This window comes from Litchfieldia alkalitelluris, assembly GCF_002019645.1.
In the GTDB taxonomy this organism is placed as follows: Bacteria; Bacillota; Bacilli; order Bacillales; family Bacillaceae_L; genus Litchfieldia; species Litchfieldia alkalitelluris.
Genome location: NZ_KV917374.1, coordinates 589,582 through 613,221, shown reverse-complemented (window position 1 = coordinate 613,221; position 23,640 = coordinate 589,582). Strand labels below are relative to the sequence as shown.

20 protein-coding genes are annotated in these 23,640 nt (G+C 38.8%); all 20 read right to left on the bottom strand.

What is annotated here, in order from left to right:
- Nucleotides 1–8 precede the first annotated feature (8 nt).
- Nucleotides 9–998 carry a stage II sporulation protein SpoIIQ gene (locus BK579_RS02985; protein ID WP_407936237.1) on the bottom strand — a complete coding sequence of 330 codons (990 nt, stop codon included), beginning with the start codon at nt 996–998 and terminating at the stop codon, nt 9–11.
- Nucleotides 999–1,222: 224 nt separating this feature from the next.
- Nucleotides 1,223–1,927: a hypothetical protein gene (locus BK579_RS02980; protein WP_078543456.1), complete on the bottom strand. Its 705-nt coding sequence runs from the start codon at nt 1,925–1,927 to the stop codon at nt 1,223–1,225.
- A gap of 66 nt (nt 1,928–1,993) precedes the next feature.
- Nucleotides 1,994–2,794, bottom strand: coding sequence for an ABC transporter ATP-binding protein (locus tag BK579_RS02975; RefSeq protein WP_328589221.1), 801 nt, complete (start codon nt 2,792–2,794; stop codon nt 1,994–1,996).
- Nucleotides 2,791–3,159, bottom strand: a complete 369-nt coding sequence (locus BK579_RS02970) for a GntR family transcriptional regulator (RefSeq protein WP_078543455.1) — start codon at nt 3,157–3,159, stop codon at nt 2,791–2,793. Before BK579_RS02970 ends, BK579_RS02975 begins: the two co-directional genes overlap by 4 nt.
- A gap of 1,476 nt (nt 3,160–4,635) precedes the next feature.
- Nucleotides 4,636–5,658, bottom strand: coding sequence for a stage II sporulation protein D (gene spoIID / locus BK579_RS02945; RefSeq protein ID WP_078543450.1), 1,023 nt, complete (start codon nt 5,656–5,658; stop codon nt 4,636–4,638).
- Nucleotides 5,659–6,305: 647 nt separating this feature from the next.
- Nucleotides 6,306–7,604, bottom strand: coding sequence for a UDP-N-acetylglucosamine 1-carboxyvinyltransferase (gene murA, locus BK579_RS02940; protein ID WP_078543449.1), 1,299 nt, complete (start codon nt 7,602–7,604; stop codon nt 6,306–6,308).
- A gap of 1,648 nt (nt 7,605–9,252) precedes the next feature.
- Entirely contained in the window at nt 9,253–9,489 is a 237-nt protein-coding gene (locus BK579_RS02935; RefSeq protein ID WP_078543448.1) for a DUF1146 family protein, read from the bottom strand.
- A gap of 100 nt (nt 9,490–9,589) precedes the next feature.
- The gene (gene nuoN / locus BK579_RS02930; RefSeq protein ID WP_078543447.1) at nt 9,590–11,098 is read right to left on the bottom strand and encodes an NADH-quinone oxidoreductase subunit NuoN; all 1,509 of its coding nucleotides are present in this window, start codon (nt 11,096–11,098) and stop codon (nt 9,590–9,592) included.
- Between the two features lie 4 nt (nt 11,099–11,102).
- Complete coding sequence (locus tag BK579_RS02925) at nt 11,103–12,611, bottom strand: NADH-quinone oxidoreductase subunit M (protein ID WP_078543446.1); 1,509 nt, start codon at nt 12,609–12,611, stop codon at nt 11,103–11,105.
- Complete coding sequence (gene nuoL, locus BK579_RS02920) at nt 12,608–14,476, bottom strand: NADH-quinone oxidoreductase subunit L (protein WP_078543445.1); 1,869 nt, start codon at nt 14,474–14,476, stop codon at nt 12,608–12,610. Before nuoL ends, BK579_RS02925 begins: the two co-directional genes overlap by 4 nt.
- Nucleotides 14,477–14,572: 96 nt before the next feature.
- Entirely contained in the window at nt 14,573–14,887 is a 315-nt protein-coding gene (nuoK, locus tag BK579_RS02915) for an NADH-quinone oxidoreductase subunit NuoK (protein ID WP_078543444.1), read from the bottom strand.
- Nucleotides 14,884–15,405: an NADH-quinone oxidoreductase subunit J gene (locus BK579_RS02910; protein WP_078543443.1), complete on the bottom strand. Its 522-nt coding sequence runs from the start codon at nt 15,403–15,405 to the stop codon at nt 14,884–14,886. The genes nuoK and BK579_RS02910 overlap by 4 nt, the downstream gene beginning before the upstream one ends.
- Complete coding sequence (nuoI, locus tag BK579_RS02905; protein ID WP_078543442.1) at nt 15,402–15,821, bottom strand: NADH-quinone oxidoreductase subunit NuoI; 420 nt, start codon at nt 15,819–15,821, stop codon at nt 15,402–15,404. Before nuoI ends, BK579_RS02910 begins: the two co-directional genes overlap by 4 nt.
- 316 nt (nt 15,822–16,137) lie before the next feature.
- Entirely contained in the window at nt 16,138–17,139 is a 1,002-nt protein-coding gene (nuoH, locus tag BK579_RS02900; protein WP_078543441.1) for an NADH-quinone oxidoreductase subunit NuoH, read from the bottom strand.
- Entirely contained in the window at nt 17,139–18,239 is a 1,101-nt protein-coding gene (locus BK579_RS02895; protein WP_078543440.1) for an NADH-quinone oxidoreductase subunit D, read from the bottom strand. The genes nuoH and BK579_RS02895 overlap by 1 nt, the downstream gene beginning before the upstream one ends.
- Before the next feature lie 3 nt (nt 18,240–18,242).
- Nucleotides 18,243–19,634 (bottom strand): NADH-quinone oxidoreductase subunit C, encoded by a 1,392-nt coding sequence (locus BK579_RS02890; RefSeq protein WP_078543439.1) that lies wholly within the window; start codon nt 19,632–19,634, stop codon nt 18,243–18,245.
- Between the two features lies 1 nt (nt 19,635).
- A complete protein-coding gene (locus BK579_RS02885; RefSeq protein WP_078543438.1) occupies nt 19,636–20,148 on the bottom strand; it encodes a NuoB/complex I 20 kDa subunit family protein in 513 nt (170 codons plus the stop codon).
- Complete coding sequence (locus BK579_RS02880) at nt 20,139–20,516, bottom strand: NADH-quinone oxidoreductase subunit A (RefSeq protein WP_078543437.1); 378 nt, start codon at nt 20,514–20,516, stop codon at nt 20,139–20,141. The genes BK579_RS02885 and BK579_RS02880 overlap by 10 nt, the downstream gene beginning before the upstream one ends.
- A gap of 1,271 nt (nt 20,517–21,787) precedes the next feature.
- Nucleotides 21,788–22,192 carry a F0F1 ATP synthase subunit epsilon gene (locus BK579_RS02870; protein ID WP_078543435.1) on the bottom strand — a complete coding sequence of 135 codons (405 nt, stop codon included), beginning with the start codon at nt 22,190–22,192 and terminating at the stop codon, nt 21,788–21,790.
- A gap of 24 nt (nt 22,193–22,216) precedes the next feature.
- Nucleotides 22,217–23,629, bottom strand: coding sequence for a F0F1 ATP synthase subunit beta (gene atpD / locus BK579_RS02865; protein ID WP_078543434.1), 1,413 nt, complete (start codon nt 23,627–23,629; stop codon nt 22,217–22,219).
- Nucleotides 23,630–23,640 lie beyond the last annotated feature (11 nt).

Below are 23,640 nucleotides of genomic sequence, written 5' to 3'. Positions count from 1 at the left end.
ATGTATGATTAAGCTCTAGCCATGCCAATCGTTGCTTCTTCTGAAGTTTCTGAGTCAGCACCTTCTTCAGATCCTTCTTCAGAACCTTCCTCATCAGCAGGAGCTTCTTCGTCTGTGCCTTCTTCACCTGCAGCAGGTTCTTCTTCATCTGCTGCTGGCTCTTCTTTATCCATAGCAGGTTCTTCTTCATCAGCTGCCGGCTCTTCTTCTTTTTGAGCTTCTTCTAAAGAAGTCATTGGCTTACCGAAGAAATCCTCTGGATTTACAGCTAAACCATTGTTACGAATTTCAAAGTGAACATGCGATCCAGCTTCTTTGTTTAATAGATTTTTACCAGATTTAGCAATTACTTGACCTTGATCCACTACATCACCTTGACTTACTTGAACATCTGATAATGATTGATATACAGTAACAACACCTTCAGCATGCTCAATTTCAACAATATGACCTAGAGTTGAATCTTTCTCAGATCTTGTAACAGTTCCACCTAATGATGCTGTCACATCAAAAACACTACCGTCTTTTGCAACAATGTCGATACCCTTGTTTTCTGTGTACGTATTATCGTAGAATACAAGAGCTGCTTCTTGCTCTTCTTCTGTACCGTCGACATTATAGAATTTCTTTGAAACTTCTACAACATCTTCATTTAATACAGGCATTACGAAGTTTTCAGCAGGACGATTAACCACTACACTGTCTGGTTCATTTTGGGAAACATCTTGCGGATTCTTGTCATTATCATAATTTAAATCCTCTGCAAGATCATTGTTTCCTTGGAACCATAAAACAGTTGTTAAAATGATTGCTGCTGCTACTAAGTAGATTGCTGGAAATACCCAACGCTTTTTAAAGAATGTTTGAACATTTGATTTTTTCGGAGAAGTACGTTTGTTTTCTTCCTCTCTCATAATTATCACCTCAGCAATCATTCTGAACAGATATGAGAGATTATATACATTGCTTAAAAACTTTTTTAGATTATTTTTCGACAAACGTATAAGAATTATTCATTCTTTTAAAAAAAGGCTGTGTATAATTGGATTTACATTGAACAACAAGCTCATATAAAGTTAGAATACGGAGAATCACTCGCCTCATGTGGGTTAATAGTAATCACAGGAGACCCACCATAACTTGCGCCTTGGAGGACCCCCGTCTGCCACGTTAGAAGCGAATGATACTCCGCTACCTAAATTATTTTAATCCTTCTGTATCTTTAGCGTGTAACCCCAGGAGTCGTAGAAGCATTCCGTAATAAAAGCCACGTCGGAATGATCGCTATTAATCCCAATAATAAGAATGATAGATAATTTAAGCTAAAACTATGTGTTGCAATATTAAATAATGTCTCAATTACCCATTCTCTAGCCCATGGTAAAATAATGATCAAACCAATAATCGTAACACCTGTGAATCCGCCAACTAAACCTAAGCGATAAAAGATCGAACTTAGTAAAAAACCTATTGATATTAAAAGAAAACAAATCACTGTGTCCATTAATAGCTGCTCACTCATTGTAGAAAGGAAAGTAGCGTTTTCTATTGTTAGAAAGATAGATACATTTTCAGTATTCGTTAACTTTATTAGCCCTCGGAATAATATCAGTGTCAATACGTGAATAAATGACATAAAAAACGCTAGCAACACATTAAATAGTAAAGCTCCAATTACATATGTGCTTCTAGTCGTTCCTAATTTTACACAATACGGAAATGTCTCTTTTGTTAGCAAGAACCCTGAAATGGCACAAAAGATATAGATTGCCGCACCTGTAGAATAATTGATGACTGTATCATCAAACGATAGAGCAATAAAAAAGATTGCCAGAACTGTCGTAAATAAAATCGACCAAAAGACTTTTAAACTAAATCTTAAATCATATGCTAGGTAACATAAGATTGCTTTCATCTCTCTAGACATAAGCTCTTCCCCCTTGTTCCTCTGTTAGATGGACCATCAACTGCTGGATATTACATCTTTCTACTTCTAGACCCAAGCTCTTTGCTTCTTTAAATCATACATTTCACCATACAACATAACCGTCTTGCTTCCTGCAAGCGTTGATTCATGGATCACTTGTTTCCCTATCACAAAAGAATCTACCACATTTTTTTTACCACTTATCATTAAACTTTTTCCAATCATTTCATCGGTTGTTTGATGAAGTAATAATTCTCCCTCTCTCCTGAGAATCACTTCCTCAAACAAATTACTGACCTCATCAATTAAATGGGTTGATAAAATAAATGTCCTTGGATACTCCTCATATTCCTCTAGCAAAATATCATAGAATTTATATCTTGCTGACGCATCCAGCCCAATATATGGTTCATCGAATATCGTTAACTTTGCACGGCTTGCGAGACCTATAATAATACCGAGCGCTGATTCCATCCCTTTAGAAAGACCCTTTGTATTCATTTTCAGATCTAATTTAAACACCGGAAGCAATCTCGTCACCGTTTCCTCAGACCAGTTTGGATAAAATAAAGATGCAAGCTTTAATACCTCTTTAATTTTTAATCGTTTTTTAAAATTGTTGCTTTCATTTATAAAGCATATATCTTTAAGAACATTTCGATTATTAAATGGATTTTTACCTTGAACCTTTACTTCCCCCGCTGTTGGCAAGTGATGCCCAGCAACTAGCTGCATTAAAGTGGTTTTCCCGGCTCCATTTCTTCCGAGGAGTCCGTAAATTTTATTTTCTTCCAATGTTAATTGTAAATTGTTGAGCGCTGTATTTGCTCCAAATTTTTTCGTCACATTCGAAATTTGAATATTCATCTTCCATCCTCCTCTGTGATTAAACTTGATAATTCCTTCACTGTAATCCCCAGCTTCTCAGCCTCTAGTTTTAAAGGCACAATATAATCCTCATAAAAATCTTTCTTTCGTTTCTGTAGGATGATTTTTCTTGCTCCTTCAGCTACAAACATGCCAATCCCTCTCTTTTTGTAGAGTATTTCTTGGTCGACTAACTGATTGATTCCTTTAGCTGCGGTCGCTGGATTAATTTGATAATATTTAGCAAATTCATTTGTTGAAGGCACTCGATCTCCTTCTTGAATCGAACCATCTAGAATACTAGATTCTACCTTCTCTGCAATTTGTTGAAATATCGGTTTATCTTCTTTTAAATTGGAATCCATTACGTCACCTACCTAAGTGGTTAGTTACTTATGTAACTAACTATATAGCTTATTGTAAAATATGTCAATTACTTCCTAGGAGATTTTTTCCAAAATAAAAAACTTGAGGTTTATGCCCCAAGTTTTGGTGAGATTTGGTGAGTTATTTTTTTCTAATGATATTCCCTTGCATCTGCGTGCATTTCCTAGTGTGCTACCATCCTTTTCGACTCGCTTCGCACACCATTAAAAAAAGGAGGGGCTTCGTAAACCTCCTTGCGATCTGAAACTGATCTGCTTTTCCTCCTCAACCTGTCTGAACCTTAACTAATTCCGGACAGAATTTCTATTATTCCACGACTTTTATCGACTTCGCACCTACAATCTAACTCCAATACCAAATGACCTCGCAAAAAAGGGCTCTGTTCTCTCCCCAACTTTGGATAATGAAGTCCTTGTCGGTGGGGTTTATCCACAACTTTTGGAATTTTATCGATCACAACTGACTTTTTATCCACGACTTTTGATCTTTTATCCACGACTTTCAGCATTTTATCCGCGACTTTCCACATTTTATCGACCTCGCACCCACAATCTAGCTAGCTTCAATACCAAATGACCTCGCAAAAAAGGGCTCTGTTCTCTTCCCAACTTTGGATAATGAAGTCCTTGTTGGTGGGGTTTATCCACAACTTTTGGTATTTTATCGATCACAACTGACTTTTTATCCACGACTTTTGATCTTTTATCCACGACTTTCAGCATTTTATCCGCGACTTTCCACATTTTATCGACCACGCACCCACAATCTAGCTACAACACCAAATTACCTCGCAAAAAAGGGCTCTGTTCTCTCCCCAACTTTGGATAATGAAGTCCTTGTCGGTGGGGTTATCCACAACTTTTGGTATTTTATCGATCATAACTGACTTTTTATCCACGACTTTTGATCTTTTATCCACGACTTTAAGCATTTTATCCGCGACTTTCCACATTTTATCGACCTAGCACCCACAATCTAGCTAGCTCCAACACCAAATTACCTCGCAAAAAAAGGCTCTGTTCTCTCCCCAACTTTGGATAATGAAGTCCTTGTTGGTGGGGTTATCCACAACTTTTGGTATTTTATCGATCATAACTGACTTTTTATCCACGACTTTTGATCTTTTATCCACGACTTTCAGCATTTTATCCGCGACTTTCCACATTTTATCGACCTAGCACCCACAATCTAGCTCCAATGCCAAATGACCTCGCAAAAAAGGGCTCTGCTCTCTTCCCAACTTTGGATGAAGTCCTTGTCGGTCGGTGGGGTTTACCACGACTCTTTTCTTTTTCCCGGTCAAAGCGGTTTGAACCTCTACCTTTTCCCCCTCAAAGCTGTCTAAACCTCTATATCTAATCCTTCAAAGAAAACAAAAATACCCTAACAAGCTGGAAAAATCCCACTCATTAGGGTATACAACTGTTCTGTTAGTTCTCACCAATTTCATTTCATTATTTTTTCGCCGTTATTTGTGTAAGGAAGCTGTCTGCGGAAGTAACATCCACACCCTTATAATAATACGCAATAATGTCTTTATAATTGTGACCTTCTTTTGCCATTCCATTGGCACCGTATTGGCTCATCCCCACACCATGTCCATAGCCTTTTGTTGTCACAACGATTTGGTTTCCTTCTCGCTTTAAAGTAAAGTCTGTTGATCTTAACTTAAGAGCTGTCCGCACTTCTGTTCCAGTAAACTCTTTGCCACCAATAGCTACCTTGGCTATTCGGTTCGATTTTGTTCTTTCTAAAATTTTTCCAATCTTACTGGCATTTCCAATACTTACCCCTAAGTTTTTCTCGAAATCAGAAACAGAAATAACCGTTTGCTCGTGAAATTCCTTTGACGATTTATCCCATGGACTTTCAACACTCTTTAAATACTCAATGGCACTTTGCCACACATCCTCAGAGTTTTCTGTATAACCATTACTTGTTGAGAAGAATTGTGCATCTATTGGTTTTCCATCATATGTAATGATTTGACCCTGTGTGGCATAGACTGCCTGTGTGATTTTCTCGATATTTTTCTTATAATCACTACCCCACTCAGCTTTTAGCTCTTCTTTATTTCGATACACTTGATGCATGACGGTATCGGAGACATTAGCCCCCTCAGGAGTACTGATATTTTCACCGCTCAGCATGTGTTTTACAATGTATGTCCTAGCTGCCAAGGATTGAGCCTTTAAGGCTTCACTTTCAAAATTAGCTGGCATTTCAGATGCTAGGACACCAATCACGTACTCTTCAAGCGGCACATTTTCAATTTCATCTATGCTAGAGCGATGAACAGCTACTTCAACACTCGACTCTGATGCGATTTGTGTTTCACTTGGATTTGTTTGGAGCTCTTCTGTTAGTTTTCCATCTGCTTCTTTAGAGAATGGAAATACCACGACTGTAGGAATGACGAGAGTAACAATGAAAAGAATAGAAAATATTACTACGATTGGTTTGAGAGAAGATTTCATGAACACCGAGCCTCCATCATCATTTTTCAGTGAGTACACGTCGATGCTTTAAGAACGGACTTTTCATCTGTGTAATACACTTATTCAATCATATGGAGTCGGACAAGCATTTATGACAAGTTTCCCTTTATAAAAAATTATATTTTGCGAAGAGCACGACGCTCAGCGTATTCTCTACAATGTAGACAAACCTTGATTTTTTCGTCCTGATCATTTAAATATGAAGTCATATTGTTTTTCTTTTTTTTGCATATGAAGCATTCTGATTTGAATAAATTTGAGAAAAAGCCCATTTTAGTTCCTCCTCTTTTAATAATAAGGACTCTACCTTGGAGATTCATTCGCTACAGTTCACTCGCGGGATACCGCGGGGCGTGCGGTGAGCCTTCTCGTCGCACGCTCCTGCGGGGTCTCACTCTGCCCGCTGCATCCCGCAGGAGTCGAGTGAACTTCCGCTCATCCAACTAAGTTATTACTTTTCAACCTCTTTGATGCAAATACTCATAGCGAGAAACACAAGTAAGAGACCCTTCACCTTTTTCATTAATGGTCAATTATTTTTTACTAACTTATTTGTTACCCTAACAAAAAAGAGCTAGAGATTCCACTATGAAGAAGTGATCTCTAGCTCTTTCTGTCATTTATTTTTACATGTTAATGTTTATTTCATTTGATACTGATTCTACTGCCTCGGTAACTCTTTCTATATCTGCTCCAAGTTCTGCAAGCTTTTCATGGAAACCAACATACCCTCGGTCTAAATGCTTAAGTTCCGTTACTCGAGTATAGCCATCAGCTACAAGCCCTGATAAAACCAATGCCGCTGCAGCTCTTAGATCAGTTGCACTAACTTCAGCACCCTGAAGCTCAGTTGGTCCATTGATAATGACCGAACGACCCTCAATCTTGATATTCCCATTCATGCGTCGGAACTCTTCCACATGCATGAATCGATTTTCAAAGACTGTTTCTGTAATCATACTTGTGCCTTTCGCACGAAGTAATAGGGCCATCATTTGAGATTGCATATCTGTTGGGAAACCTGGGTGAGGCATTGTTTTAATATCAATTGCTTTTAAGTTCTCTGGCCCAATAACACGTAAGCCTTCACTTTCTTCAATAAACTTAACGCCCATTTCTTCCATTTTTGCAATTAATGAGCTTAGATGCTCAGGAACTGCGCCTTGCACTAATACATTTCCTCCTGTGATTGCTGCAGCTACCATAAAAGTACCTGCCTCAATGCGATCAGGAATGATGTTATGATTTGTACCGTATAGCTTTTCGACACCTTCAATTCGAATGGTTCCAGTACCAGCTCCGCGAACTTTAGCGCCCATTCCATTTAAGAAGTTAGCTAAGTCAACAATTTCTGGTTCTTTCGCGACATTTTCTAAAACGGTAACGCCATCTGCTAACGTTGCAGCCATCATAATATTCTCAGTCGCACCTACACTTGGGAAGTCTAAATATACTTTAGCTCCACGAAGTCTTCCGTCAACCTCTGCATCAATAAAGCCATTGCCAACCTTTACTTTAGCTCCCATTGCTTCAAAGCCTTTTAAATGTTGATCTATTGGACGAGATCCAATGGCACATCCGCCTGGTAACGCAATTCGTGCATGACCATTTCTTGCTAAAAGCGATCCCATCACTAATACTGATGCTCTCATCTTTCGAACATATTCAAATGGTGCTTCTGTCTTCAACTCTCTTGATGCATCTACTACGATTTGATTATTGTCAAATGATACCTCTGCATTTAAATAACGCAATACTTCATTAATCGTGTATACATCGGAGAGCGTGGGTACTTCATTAATTACACTCTTTCCTTCACTCGCTAATAAGGATGCAGCGATAACTGGCAAAACGGCATTTTTTGCACCTTCAACTTTTACAGTACCGTTTAGCTTACGACCGCCACGGACGATGATTTTTTCCAAGGTATTCCCCTCCGCGTCCATTTTCTCTATATTAATATTCAATCATCATGATTGGTGTGCCAACTACACTGGTAGGTTGGGCGCCCAATCATCTTGTTTTTTGGCGATTTGTATATTCATTTCTTAAAAGTGTAAAAGAAGTTTTCTCTTCCACAATGCTCAGTATATGCAACACATGAGTCAAATGTCTCTATATGAAATGATTCCATTAATTGTTGTTCTTCTATAAAAATCCGTCAGATTATACAAAACACTTACAATCGTATCACTAAATTGTACTTTATTAAAGGGGATTTTGTTTGATTTTACGGATTTTTGTCTACTTTTGTAGTAGAAAAATAGGAGAAATTAATAATCGCCGATTTTTTTATACACATTTACAAGAATTCGAATAAATTTAAGACTTTTTGTCGGTAATTTGTATGATTAATTATTTGCCGAATCATCTGCCGAGCTCTCGCTCAGAAATTCTTCAAACGAGAATTCACATAAAATTTATCATACTTGATTATTTTAAAAAATGATATAGGTAAATTTACCAAACTAAAAACAGAAATGCCTGACATACTAACGATGTATTTCTATATACGTTACTTCCTCTCCTTATCTTCATTTTTTCCAGTTACGGACTGCTCATACTTGGTAAAATTATCAGTTACATTCATAAGAATGAAAGCCTGATCATTATCGAATGTTACGAACCCCTCAAAAATAAAGGAGACTAAATACCTAAATGAACCCCCTATCCTAACATTTCCTTCAAATAAAAAACCGACCAAAAAACTTATGGCCGGTAAACTAGATGATTTTTTTAAACCCCAAATTTTATTCAGGATAACCCGTTCGGTTAAGAGGGAGAAAACTTTAATTCGCAGGTTAAATTAGCAATGGGTTCGCGGGCGAACTAGCAACACTAATAACAACTTCAAAAAAGGATCAGATAATTACAATCTGAACCTTTTGCTCTGAAATCGCTCTTAAACTAACTCACCGTTACTTTAAGTGAGCTATTTCATAAAGTTAGCTATGCTTTGCTGAATATGATATTTATACGATGTAGCAAACTACAGTACCGACTGCTTAGAATTGAACTCTTTTTTTCTTACTTGTGACATGGTTCACCGGACGTATTCTAAATGAGGTTCTAACGTCCTTACCTAGGGAATAAATAAGGGGAAATTTTTCCGTTAATTGCAGATTAGAGCTAGTTTTGGGTGAAATAGAGGGAACTTTTTCCCTTATTAAGACCAAAATTACCTATTTACATGTATTTCTAGTCAAATAAGAGTAATTTCTCCCTCTATTTAAGCTAATTTCAATGCTATTTATGAATTAGGGGAAATTTTGCCCTCTATTCTATTTACTTTACTTGACTCCTGCGGGATTTAGCAGCGATTGAAACTCTCCAGCCTAAGTTATTTTTAAGGTAAACACCCATGCTAATTAAAATTAGCACCATGGTGTATGAAAATGTTTACTCCTAAGTGCGGAATGAGCGGAGACCACCACTTGACTCCTGCGGGATCTAGCGGTCTCGTGAGACCCCACAGGAGCCCGCCCCTGGCGACGAGGAGGCTCACGGACCACCCCGCGGAAAGCAAGTGGATCGCGCAGCTCATGGAACTCCACTACCTAAGCTATTTTCAGGTTAAAAAAACAAATTCGGCAACTGCTGGGACCAAATTAAATAATCCAAGAAAAAGTTACTCACCGCTGATCCAATAATAATTGTTATAAAAATAATCACAATCCTCGCCTGAATAACATGTCCTGCCTTAAACCATTTATCGAAATTAAAGCTTTGTAAAGCCCACCATGTAATGATGATAAAAATAAGATGAGAAATAATACTTATTAATGCTTGATATCCAAATCCAGCTAGCAATTGATTCACTCCAAACGTATGTACAAAATAAAAAGAAGGAGCTCATACTCCTTCTTTTTATTAAAACATATCCACTTATGAAATAAAACTATTTACCCTTTTATTGTATAAAGTCACCAAAATGTTCAATCGTTGTTAAGAAATCAAACGCAATGCTTGGGAATATTCCAAGAGCGATTGTTCCAACCACACTGATGATTACTACCAGTAAAACTCCTAATGGAAGCTTGACCTCACTTTGATCTGCAGCTGGTCTGAAGAACATTTGGGTGAAAATTCCGAAATAGTAAAAGTAAGAAACAACCGTTGTCGCAATCATAATTCCAGCTAAAACATAATGTGCTGGCTGGGTCATGAATGCACCAAGGAAAATATTCATTTTACCAATAAATCCTGCCGTACCAGGTATTCCTGCTAATGAAAGAATCAGGATTGCTAAAGAAATAGCGGTTACTGGTGACCTTTTGTAAAGACCAGCAAATTGACTAATATCATTAGAATCCGATTTAGACGAAATCACTTGTAAAATCGCAAATACCCCAATATTCATGAATAAGTAAGCGAGTAAGTAGAACCACACTGCACTAAACATAAAATATGATAAAGTAGCAAAAGCTACTAATAGGTATCCTGCATGGGCAATACTAGAGTAAGCTAACAGTCGTTTTACATTTCTTTGTCTCAGTGCGACAGTGTTACCGACAATCATGGTAACAGCAGCAAAGAACCCTATATAATCTTTGACTTGATAAATAAAGCTTGGTACTTCTGCATCACCAGAAGGAACGCTAACGAAAATCGTAATGATTAGACGGATTAAGATAATAAACCCCGCTGTTTTTGAAACGACACTTAAAAAGGCTGCAACTGGTGTTGGTGCTCCTTGGTATACGTCTGGTGCCCACATGTGAAATGGGGCAGTAGCGAGCTTAAATGAGATCCCAATGAAAATCATAAATAAGGCAATCCCAATGATATAAATAGAATTGTTACTATTTAAATGACCTAGTAAGCCTAGGATTTCGCGCAAGTTGGTTGTACCGGTAAGTCCGTATACATAACTCATTCCAAATAAAAGAATTGCTGTTGAAATACTTCCATTAATCACATATTTCATTGCTGATTCATTAGAAAGCTGATTGTTTTTTCTAAGTCCAGCTAAAATATAAGATGAAATCGATAGAAGCTCAAGTCCAACAAAAATGGTAATAAGATCACCACTTGATGACATAATCATTGCACCAAGAAGCCCAGTTAAGAACAAGTAATAAAATTCACCACGATTACCAAATCCACCCTTTGGCTCGTAGTCCATTGCCATAAGTAAAACCATCAATGATCCAAGAAGTAAAATAAGCTTAAAAGCAATAGCAAAGGAATCAAGGCGGAACGTATCAAATAAGATGCTCGTCACACCTGTTCCTGTCATACTCACTAGAGATATGATGGCTAAAATAATCCCAGCAATTCCAAGCCAAGCTAGAGGCTTTCTACTTTTTCCTTTGCCCATAAATAAATCAATTAGTGAAAGTAAGGTGGCTACCCCAAGGATAATGAATTCAGGTAGCATGGCTCCCCATTCATAGCTAAGTAATGTCTCGAGATCCATCTGCTTACCCCCCTATCCCTAGTACGATATTTTCTAACACTAGTTGAAGTGGTTGTGTTAAGACATTAGGGTATACTCCAATTAAAACAATGAAGCCTACTAAGACTAAAACCGGGACCATTTCAACCTTGCTGATATCTACTATATTTTCATATTGCTTTGTTTTTCCATACGTTACATTTAATACTGCTCTCAAAAGGTATACAGCTGTCATGATAATACCGATTGTACCAATAGCAGCAAGTATTGGCATTTCCTTAAACAATCCAAGGAAGGCCATAAATTCACTGACAAATCCGGACATTCCTGGTAAACCTAAAGAAGCTAATGCCCCTGTTAGTAGGAAGCCCGCTGTAATCGGCATTACCTTCGCTAGGCCTCCTAGCTTTCCGATATACGACGTTCCAACACGCTCATATATTACACCGATTAAGAAGAACAGCAGCGCTGAAATTAAACCGTGTGAAACCACCTGGAAAATTGCTCCTTGGATCCCCGCTTCATTTAACGAACCTAAACCAATTAAGACAATTCCCATATGAGAAATACTTGAATAAGCTAACACCATTTTAAAGTCATCCTGGATAAATGCAAGGAACGCCCCATATAACAGGTTAACGACACCTAATAAAGCAATGAGCCATGCTAGGTTACTGAACTCCTCAGGAAAAAATCCTAATCCAAATCGAATGAGACCGAATGCTCCAATCTTAAGTAGCACACCTGAGTGAAGCATAACAATTGATGGTGGTGCTTGAACATGGACATGAAGCATCCATGTATGTAATGGGAAAATTGGTAATTTAATACCAAACGCTACTAATAAGGCAATCAGTAAGCCATATTTTAATTCCGAGGAAATATCCCCGGTTGGAAGTGTTCCACTCGGACTTGCTAACATGCTCATAATAGCTGCAATATTAGTTGTTCCTGTTCTTGCAAACAAGATCATAATGACAATCAATAAAATCGCTGACCCAATCCCGTTGTAAATTAAGAAGCGAAATGCAGCTTTTTCTTTTTCAAAATAACCCCATTTTCCAATTAGAAAGAACATGGCTACTAAAGTTACCTCAAAAAATAGGAAGAACAAGAATAAATTCTCTGCGACAAAAACCCCGAGCATCCCAATTTCAAGAAGTAAAAATAGGATAAAATATCCTTTCCACTCTTTTTTAATATGAATAGATGCAATCGCTGCTAATGTAGAAATAACTGCTGTTAAAATAACCATCACTAGAGAAAGACCACTTAACCCTAGCTCATAATTAATCGAGAACGGTTGGCCAGCTCCCATAATGCCAAACCAGTTTAGCTTTTCAGAGAAGCTAGATAGCTCTGTTCCACCTCGGTAATAGCTATAAAGAACAAACACAAGTAATAATGGTGGCAATGTTGACAGAAAACCAACCAGCTTTAATGTTTGTTCCTGGACTTTCGGAATAAAGCTTAAAAGAACAATACCAATGGCAGGGGAGAACACTAATAATGATAATAAATAGGAATCGTTCATCGTAAGTACCCCCCTGTTAGTGCAAATATGACGATGATAACAGCTAAGCCAAGAAAGGCCACTGTTCCATAAACTTGAACCTGCCCTGTTTGAAGCTTCGATCCAAGCTTACCTAGACCATTCGTAAATGATGCTACCCCTTTACCGGCGCCTGCCATAAGGAAGACATCGATGTATTTAAGGAATAAGCTAAAGGCCTTGGTTGCATACACAATCGTTGATTGATAAAACTCATCAACAAAATATTTTCGATAGACAATGCTATGCAGGATTGGCGCTCTAGACGAAAGCCAATCTCTTGGAATCGTATTTTTTGAATACATTAGATATGCTAACAAAATTCCGCCTAAAGAGACTAGTGTTGCTACAATCATAATCCAAGCCGCCCCATCCACGTGGCCATGCCCGTATAAATGAGTTCCTTTTGTTAACCAATCTCCTAAAAATGTACCGAACCATGGTGTGTTCACATATCCAGAGAATACGGCTAACACAGCAAGAATGATCATCGGTACGGTCATCACACTTGGTGATTCGTGCGTTTTCTTGTGCTCCTTTTTCCCCTCTCCTAAAAATACTAGGAAGAACAGACGGAACATATAAAATGATGTAAAGAAAGCAGCAATCATTGCTAACCAAAATAAGAAATAGTTTCCGTGGACCCATGTTGCAAGGAGAATTTCTTCCTTACTAAAAAATCCTGAAAAAAGTGGTACGCCACTAATTGCAAGCGTTCCTATAAGGAATAATGGTCCCGTTACTTTGAGTTTTTTCCAGAGCCCACCCATTTCATGAATGTTTTGAGTATGTACAGCATGAATGACACTTCCTGCCGCTAAGAATAACAGTGCTTTAAAGAATGCGTGAGTCATTAAATGAAACACACCTGCAGCATAACCAGCTGAACCTAGCGCAAGCATCATATAACCAAGCTGACTGACGGTTGAATATGCAAGAACTCGTTTAATATCCTTTTGAGCAAGACCGATACTTGCTGCAAAAATGGCAGTAAATCCACCAATTACGGCTACCGTTGTTAAGGCAGCTTCACTTGCCGCAAATAACGGGAAGGTAGTAGCGACTAAATAGACCCCTGCAGCAACCATTGTGGCAGCATGGATAAGTGCTGAAACAGGTGTTGGACCTTCCATTGCATCAGGTAACCATGTATGTAATGGGAATTGACCCGACTTACCAACCGCCCCAACAAAGATTAAAATCGCCGTTAAGGTAATCATTTCATATGAGATTGCTCCAGCTTCTACCGCAGCAAAAATTTGATCATATTCAAAACTACCAACCTGCCAGAACAGTAGAATCATTCCGATTAGTAACCCTACATCACCGATACGAGTCATAATGAATGCTTTTTTCGCTGCTGCTCTTGCTTCATTTTTATAAAAATAGAATCCTATCAGTAAAAATGAACCTACACCTACAAGCTCCCAGAATATATAGGTTTGCAAAAGATTAGGTGACATGACTAATCCGAGCATCGCAAATGTAAAGAGTCCTAGATATGCATAAAACACATGAAAACGATCATCGCCATGCATATATCCAATTGAATACATATGTACTAGAAAACTAACCAGCGATACTATTACTAGCATGAGCGCATTTAATTGATTAATTTCAAAACCCGCTGTTAATTGAACATCCCCTATTGTTAACCAAGTACCCTCATTTTTAAATGTTGGATTTGTGAATCGCTCAAATAATACCAACAAAGAATAAACGAAAGAACATAACACCAAAACCATCCCTAGTGCTGAACTAAATTGCTTCAGTCGTTTACCAAAAACAAGAAGGACTAAAAAAGAGATAAGCGGGAAAAGCGGTATGATCCATGCATTTTCCATCATCGTATCACATTCCCCTTCTTCTAAATTGGGCATTCCCTTGACATTGCTACCCGTAAATCTAGAACATTGTCAAAAAAAGCCATCCTGTTTTGCATTTTAATTTTTCATTGTATCCATTTCATCGACATTAACTGTTTGACGGTTGCGATATAAAGCTATTAATATCGCAATTCCAACTGCTACTTCTGCTGCTGCTATCGCAATGACAAATAGTGCAAAGATTTGCCCTGTAATATTCGGTTGAAAGCCATACTTACTAAAAGCGATCAGGTTTATATTCACCGCATTTAACATCAGCTCGATAGAAATTAAGACAATGATTGTATTTCGTTTAGATAAGGCACCATAAAGACCAATACAAAACAGAATCAGTGCTACGGTGAGGTAAGCTGATAATGGAACTGTACTCATTCCTTCTCCGCCTCCTCTGGCTCATCTTTTTTCGCTAAGACTATCGCTCCAATTAACGCAACTAATAGGACAACAGATGTTAGCTCAAATGGAATGACAAATTTTGAAAAAAGTTCAATTCCGATTTGCTCCGTATTTTTATCATACAGCGTACTTTCTTGCTGACCAATTTCTAGATTATAAATCCCTAAATAAACAGCTAAACCGAAGCCTAATACCCCGATTAATACAATAAACTTTCGAGCAAAACTAATTTTCTGTTCACTTCGGTCATTATGTCTTGTTAGCATGATCCCAAAGAGCATGATAATTGTAATTGCTCCAGAATAGATAAGAATCTGAACAGCTGCTAAGAATTCCGCATGAAGCATCACATATAATCCTGCAATACTAACAAATGTAAAAACTAAGGCAACAACCATGTGTACAACCTTTTCTAGATTGATCATCACGACTCCGCCACCGATGGCAATCACTCCAAGCACGATAAAGGCTATAAATTCTCCACTCAAACTCACGCTTTATTCTCCTTCCGTAAGTTTGTATCGTTCTCATCCAACCACTCTAAATTCTTGAATAAATCATCTCTGCTGTATGTTGCTAGCTCGAAATTATTAGACATGATGATGGCTTCTGTTGGACAAACCTCTGTACATAAATCACACAATATACAGATTTCAAAATTTATATCATACGTATCAATGATCTTCCCTTTTTTCGCAGGATCTGGATGCTTTTTCCCTGTTAATTGAATGCAATCTGTTGGACAGATGTTTGCACATTGGTTACAAACAATGCATTTTTCTGGGTAAAATTTTTGAATGCCTCTGAATCGATCAGGTAGTGGAAGTGGTTCATTTGGATAATCGTATGTCACCTTTTTCTTTGTTAAGTTTTTTAGGGTATATTTCAAACCTTTTGCTAAGCCACGCATGTATCTTCACCCCTTTGTTTGAATTGCGATACTATTACTTTTTCTTAGGTTGGAAAGTTTCACTCGCTACGATCCACTCGCTTTCCGCGGGCGGGACGGTGAGCCTCCTCGTCGCTTTGGCTCCTGCGGGGTCTCACTTTGCCCCGTGCATCCCGCAGGAGTCGAGTGGTTCTTCGCTCATTCCACACTGAGTAAGCAACAAATTTATTTATTATATTGCAAATATACTAAGCTTTAGTTTTTCTTAAAAGCTTCCCTACTAACTTCCCTATAAATTGTAGTTAAAATCAAGTGTAATTATTAATCAGCTAAGTTTCTAGAAAAACAACTCTTTAATGATTGCTGAGATAAAGATGTTTGCTAGTGCGATTGGTAGTAGTACTTTCCAGCCGAATTCCATTAGTTGGTCTGCTCTTATACGTGGGAATGTTACCCTGAACCAAATGAGTAGGAATATGACTGCACTGAATTTTAATGCAAACCAGACTGCTCCTGGTATGAAATCTAGGAAGAATACTGGATGCCAACCACCTAAGAATAAAACGGTTGTTAGTGCTGCCATCGCAAAGAAGTAAACATATTCAGCAAGCATAAAGAATGCCCATCGAAATCCTGAATACTCTACATGAAATCCAGCAACAAGTTCTGATTCAGCTTCCGGTAAGTCAAAAGGCACACGATTTAATTCTGCAACCGAGGCGATTAGGAACACTAAGAAACCGATTGGTTGTGCAAATATAAACCAGACATTTGTTTGTGCATTAACAATATCAACTAAATTTAAGCTACCAGTGAATAAAATAACCCCGATCACTGACATAACAAGTGGTATCTCATAGGAAATCATTTGTGCAGCTGCACGCATTCCACCTAATAATGCATATTTGTTATTTGAAGCCCAACCGCCTGTTACGATACCAACTGTTGTTAGTCCCGAAACGGCTATATAATACAACAATCCTACCCCAATATCTGCAAAACGAAACGCATCTGTAAATGGAATGACTGCAAGCACCATAAATGCAGGCGTGAAAGCAATAACTGGAGCAAGGATAAACAGTGGTTTATCTGCTGCTTTTGGGATGGTGTCTTCTTTTAATAAAAGCTTTAATACGTCAGCTACGGTTTGAAGTAGGCCAAAGCGGCCACCAACCTGGTTTGGACCAATACGCCCCTGCATAAACCCCATTACTTTACGTTCTGCTAAAATTCCATACGTTACAAATCCTAATACGACCATTAATAAAGCGGTTGCTAGACCGAAAAAGATTGCTACGTTTGTCCAGCTGGGTGATGATTGTAAAAGATCAGTAATCATTATCCATCTACCTCCCCAAGAACAATATCAATTGCTCCTAGAATTGCGATTAAGTTTGCCATATTTTCGCCTTTTAATAGTTTAGGTAGAATTTGTAGGTTGTAAAAGGATGGACGACGAAACTTTAATCGATACGGTTCTTTTTTGCCATCACTTGCAATATAACAGCCAATCTCACCTCGAGGTGACTCGATTCGTACATACGCCTCACCCTTTGGAGCTTTGATGATTTTTGGTACCTTTGCCATAATGGCACCTTCACTCGGAAACTGTTCAACAGCTTGCTCAATGATTTTAAGTGATTCTTCTAATTCTGCAATTCGAGTTTGATAGCGTGCCCATGCATCCCCACCAGTGAAGACAGGAACATCAAAATCAAATCGATCGTAAATCGAATATGGTTCATCTTTTCTTAAATCCCATTGAACACCCGTACATCTTAAGTTTGCTCCACTTAAAGAATAAGCAATCGCTTCTTCTTGTGTATACTTCCCAACACCTTTAACACGGTTAAGGAAGATCTCATTTCCTGTTACAAGCTCATGATATCCCTTTAATTGTTCTCTCATATATGGAACAAATTCTCTTACCTTTTCAATCCAGCCTTCAGGAGCATCCCATTTCACTCCTCCAACACGCATGTAATTGAACGTTAATCTTGCCCCTGAAAGTTCATTCAGCAGATTTATAATCATTTCACGTTCTCTAAATGCGTAAAGGAAAGGACTTGTTGCTCCTAAATCTAGCAAGTAGGTTCCCCACCAAACTAGGTGACTTGCAACCCTTCCTAACTCCATTGCTAATACTCGTAAATATTCAGCACGGTCTGGGATTTCGATTCCGGCCATCGTTTCAACGGCATGACAGAGGACATAGTTATTTGTCATCGCTGATAAATAATCCATTCGGTCTGTATATGGAATAATTTGAGTGTATTGAAGGTCTTCCGCTAATTTTTCAGTTCCTCGATGAAGGTAACCAATAACCGGGATAGCTTCTTTAATAATTTCTCCATCTATCTTAATAACTAGACGGAAAACTCCATGTGTACTTGGATGCTGTGGTCCAACATTTAGTAGCATTTCTTCTGTGCGAATCATTGGCTACACCTCCACATCGTATGGCTCATAGTCTTTTCGAAGCGGATATCCTACCCAGTCCTCAGGTAATAAAATTCGCTTTAAATCTGGATGGTTCGTAAATTTAATGCCTAACAGATCAAAAGCTTCACATTCTGGCCAGTTAGCGCCTTGCCATAAAGGTTGAAGCGAATCAATCACAGGCTCCTCACGATCTATTTTCACTTTAATAGCAACTGACTGTCTATTTTTATATGAAAATAAATGAACATAAACTTCCATATGTGTCTCAAAGTCTGTTCCATGTAGCTCTGATAAATAATCGAAAGCTAATTGCTCATTAAATTTTAAAAACTGAGCGATTTTAAAATATGTATCTTTCTTTGCTACTAGTGTTGGTACATCCTTTGAAAGAGTATTGATGTAATAGTCTTCTAATACCTCGTCACCAAGGTGATTTTGGATTACCTTTACATACTTATCTAATAATGGCTGATTGACCGATGGCTTTTCCTCTTCCACAGGCTCTTCACTATCTGATTTTGCCGCCTTTGCTTTGGCTGCTGCTGCCGCTTTAGCCTTTGCTGCTGCAATCGCTTTGGCCTTTTCCTTGGCAAGATCATCATCACCTGTAGTGCCTGATACTTTCGCTTTTGCTGCCGCGGCTGCTTTTGCTTTGGCTGCTGCCACGGCTTTCGCCTTCGCTTTAGCTAAATCATCATCGGATGCATCTTCGCCTTCAGCTTTGGCTTTTTGCTTCGCCAGTGCGGCTGCTTTTGCCTTTGCTGCGGCCGCTGCTTTTGCCTTCGCCTTCGCCACATCATCATCATTAGATGAATCAGCAGTTCCACTTTCAGATTGTGCTTTTTGCTTTGCCAGTGCGGCTGCTTTCGCCTTTGCTGCTGCCGCTGCTTTTTGCTTTGCTAATTCTTTATCGTCATCGAGCGATTGCTCAGTCTCATTGTCTGCGTTACCTTCACTAGCTTTTTGTTTTGCTAATGCTGCCGCTTTCGCTTTTGCTGCTGCCGCTGCTTTTTTCTTAGCCAGCTCCTTTGGATCTAGATCTTCATTTGACTCTTCATTGGATTCTTGAGCCTTCTGTTTTGCTAATGCAGCTGCCTTCGCTTTTGCTGCAGCTGCTGCCTTTTGCTTAGCGAGTTCCTTCGAATCTACTTCTTCACTTGAGTCTTCATCGGATTCTGCTTGAGCCTTTTGCTTAGCTAGTGCAGCCGCTTTTGCCTTTGCCGCAGCTGCTGCCTTCTTCTTTGCTAGGTCAATAGAATCTTCATTTTTTTCTTCAGAAGGATCCGTTTTCTTCTCTTCGGCTTGCCTTTCTGCTAAACGCTTCTTCGCAAGCTCTTTTGCACGCTCTGCGGCCTCACGTTTTTGCTGTTCTAAATCTTTACTTTCGCTCACGCTAAATCACCTTCTTCCCAGTTTTAGCTTCATAGCGAATTTTTTCCTTTAATTTATTCATTCCATATATAAGTGCAGCAGGGTTTGGTGGACATCCTGGGATATATACATCCACTGGGACGATTTGGTCAACCCCTTTTACTACTGCATATGATTTCACATATGGTCCGCCAGCCGTTGCACAGGAACCCATGGCAATAACCCATTTCGGCTCTGGCATTTGGTCATATAGACGCTTTAACACTGGTGCCATTTTTTTTGTTACAGTACCCGAAACAATCATAACATCTGATTGACGTGGAGATGTACGGAAAAAGGATCCAAAGCGGTCTAAATCATAATGGGATGAACCTACACCCATCATTTCGATCGCACAGCAAGCTAACCCAAAAGTCATTGGCCATAAAGAATTACTTCTAGCCCAAGCTTTCACTTGCTCCAATGTCGTTAAAAATACACTGTGCCTCATTTCTTCCATTTCTTCTTGAGTAATGTTATCTAGCTTTAAGTCCATTTTAGGACCCCCTTCTTCCAAGCATAAAGCAACCCAATTAGTAACATTGCAACAAAGATAAGCATTTCAATTAGAGCAAATATCCCTAACTTCTCATAAGCAACAGCCCATGGATATAAAAACACTGTTTCCACATCGAAAATGACAAACATAAGTGCAAAAATATAATAGCGAACATTGAACTGTACACGGGAATCATGAAAGGGCTCAATTCCACTTTCATAGGTTGTTTGTTTCATTGCATTCGGGGCACTTGGTCTTAAGATACGACCAGCAGTCAATGCCACGATTGGTAGTAAGACTCCTAAACACAGGAAGACAAACACAATTAAGTAATTATTCATATACTGATTCAATAAACTATCCATACAACCCCTCCATTGCCTTTAAGAAATTTCCCCTATTATAATCATAAAATTATGAGTAATCAAAAAATAAAATTTCATTTATAAATCTCTTATTTTTCAATTATGTAACCGTAATCATTATAACAATATTCACCAGAAGTGTCGATAACTTGCCACATATCAAAGATTGACTTTTGTTGGATAAAATTCCTTTTTAATAGAACAATATTCTTCCTAAAAAATTTTGTTCACCTACATTGTGATTACCACATTATTTGAGGTTTAAACTAAGAGAAATAGAACGGTATTATTCTTGTCTTAACGTTTAAAAAAATGGTCTATTTTTTCTTGTTCACTACACATATCTATGAATATTTAATCGAGAATATTTTACGAATATCATATTCGCAATTTTCGGACTTCTATTATGTATTTTTATATCATCGCCTCTTTGATAAATTTATATTATTTCTATAGTAATATAAGTTATCGTAACATAAATTCTTTAAGATTGGGATATGTTGGCAGATTTTCTGACATAGTTATAGTAGTTGAAAGCATAGTATTCTAATTTACACAACATAAAAGGACTTGACTGGCCTGGCTAAGTGGCTTGCCGGATTTTTGATTTTTGACCTTGTACCCTGACGTGAAAGGCGGTTCGCCGGATTTTTGATCTTACAGCGGTTATGCTGAGTGGCTTGCCGGATTTCTCTTGATTCCCCCCCGATTTGTCTTCCATCTGCCCCGATTTCATTCGGAACCCGCCGCATTTTTAATCTAGCACCTGGACTTGACGCCCGGCTTGCCGGATTTACCTTGATTCCCGCCCGATTTGTCTTCCATCTGGCCCGATTTCATTCGGAACCCGCCGGATTTTTAATCTAGCACCTGGACTTGACGCCCGGCTTGCCGGATTTACCTTGATTCCCGCCCGATTTGTCTTCCATCTGGCCCGATTTCATTCGGAACCCGCCGGATTTTTGATCATACACCGGGACTTGACGCGCGACTCGCCGGATTGACCTTGATTCCCGCCCGATTTGTCTTCCATCTGGCCCGATTTCATTCGGAACCCGCCGCATTTTTAGTCTTACATCGGGACTTGACGGCCGCCTCGCTGGATTTTTGATCATACACCGGGACTTGACGCTCCTTTGAAGTAATTTATGATACAACCAAATTGTACTGCTCACAATTATAATAATATATTTGCTGTTTCATCTATTTGCTCCGTTTAACCATATTTCTACACAATAAAAAACCTAAAGACTAGTCTTTAGGTTTTTAACTTAATATTTGTTTTGAGTTACGTTTAAACGATTGATGGCACGCTTTAGAGAAAGCTCCGCACGTTTAAAATCGATATCGTCTTGTTTCGCCTGTAAACGTTGCTCCGCACGCTGTCTTGCTTCTTCAGCACGACGTATGTCGATTTGTTCAGCTGTTTCAGCTGCTTGAGCGAGTATCGTTACTTGATCAGGACGAACTTCTAGAAAGCCCCCACTAACAGCAACAAGGTCAGTGTTGGTAGCTTTTTTTAAACGGACTGCCCCAATTTGAAGAGGAGCAACCATTGGAATGTGTCCTGGAAGGATACCTAGCTCACCACTTTGAGCACGAGCAACCACCATTTCCACGTCAGCTTCATAAACTGGGCCATCAGGAGTTACGACACTTACTTTAACTGTCTTCATTTTATACCCTCCTACGTCCCTTTATTAAACTTCAACACCCATACGTTTAGCAGATTCAATTACTTCTTCAATACGACCAACTAGACGGAATGCATCCTCTGGTAAGTGATCATATTTACCATCAAGAATTTCTCTGAAGCCTTTAACAGTTTCTTGAACAGGTACATAAGAACCTTTTTGTCCAGTGAACTGCTCAGCAACGTGGAAGTTCTGAGATAGGAAGAATTGGATACGACGAGCACGGTGAACGACTAATTTGTCTTCATCAGTTAACTCATCCATACCAAGGATTGCGATGATATCTTGTAATTCTTTATAACGTTGTAATGTTTGCTGTACTTGACGAGCAACATTATAGTGCTCTTCTCCAACAATCTCAGGTGCAAGTGCACGAGAAGTAGATGCTAATGGATCCACCGCTGGATAGATACCCATTTCAGAAAGCTTACGCTCAAGGTTAGTTGTAGCATCTAAGTGAGCGAAAGTTGTTGCTGGTGCTGGGTCAGTATAGTCATCGGCAGGAACGTAAATCGCTTGAATCGATGTTACCGATCCTACGTTTGTAGAAGTAATACGTTCTTGTAGTTTACCCATCTCAGAAGATAGAGTTGGTTGGTAACCTACCGCAGATGGCATACGTCCAAGTAGGGCTGATACCTCAGAACCTGCTTGAGTGAAACGGAAAATATTATCGATGAAGAATAGAACGTCTTGTCCTTGCTCATCACGGAAATATTCAGCCATTGTAAGACCTGTTAATGCAACACGCATACGTGCTCCAGGTGGCTCGTTCATTTGTCCGAATACCATTGCTGTTTTGTTAATAACACCAGAGTCCTTCATTTCGTAGTATAAGTCGTTTCCTTCACGAGTACGCTCACCTACACCCGCGAATACCGAGATACCACCGTGCTCTTGTGCGATGTTATTGATAAGTTCTTGGATAAGAACTGTTTTACCTACACCGGCACCACCGAATAGACCGATTTTACCACCCTTAATATATGGTGCAAGTAAGTCTACTACCTTAATACCAGTTTCAAGGATTTCAACCTCAGTTGAAAGTTGTTCGAATGTTGGTGCTTCACGGTGAATACCATCACGACGTGCTTCTGGTCCAATCGGCTCATCTAAATCGATGTTTTCTCCTAGAACGTTGAAAACACGACCAAGAGTTATATCACCAACTGGTACAGAAATTGCTTTTCCTGTATCTACTACTTCCACTCCACGTACAAGACCATCTGTTGACGACATAGCAACAGTACGAACTGTATTATCACCAAGATGAATCGCTACTTCAAGTGTTAGTTTAATTTCAACATCACTTGACTTATAGTCGATTACAAGGGCATTGTAAATTTCAGGAAGATGTCCGCTGTCAAACTTTACGTCTACAACAGGACCCATTACTTGAGTAACTCGTCCTTTTGTCATCGTTTTCCCTC